Consider the following 443-nt stretch of genomic DNA (forward strand, 5'->3'; position numbering starts at 1 on the left):
ATCCGGAGAGCTTGCTTTGCGGATTCCGCAGTGGTGCGTCCGCTATTCTCTGACCATGAATCAGCATAGTGTGACGGACTTCTCTGTGGAGAGAGGATATCTGGTGGTAAAACGGGAATGGAAGGATGGGGATGTTCTGGAATGGATTCTGGAAATGGAGCCTTCTTTTTGTCAGGCAGATCGGCGGATATTCTATGATGCGGGCAAAGCAGCCTTAATCCGGGGACATCTGGTTTACTGTCTGGAAGAGGCCGATAACGGACCGTATCTTCATGAATGCCGGGTGGATGTACAGGGAGAACCGGAACTTTACTGGGAAGAAACATTGGGCGGTTATTATGGAATAACAGTTCCTGGAGTGCGTTACAGCGGCAGAAGGCAGGAATGCTTATATGAGAAGGCTTTCGTGGAAAAACAGGCGGTGAAACTAAAGGCAGTTCCCT

The 443-nt window shown here is 49.7% G+C and carries 1 protein-coding gene; it reads left to right on the plus strand.

All coding sequences use genetic code 11. The annotated features are described in order from the left end of the window. Positions 1–16: 16 nt before the first annotated feature. The coding region (locus NE664_14120) for a glycoside hydrolase family 127 protein (protein MCQ4727771.1) at positions 17–443 on the plus strand (427 nt) is incomplete at its 3' end.

The organism is Anaerotignum faecicola (assembly GCA_024460105.1).
Taxonomy (GTDB): Bacteria; Bacillota; Clostridia; order Lachnospirales; family Anaerotignaceae; genus JANFXS01.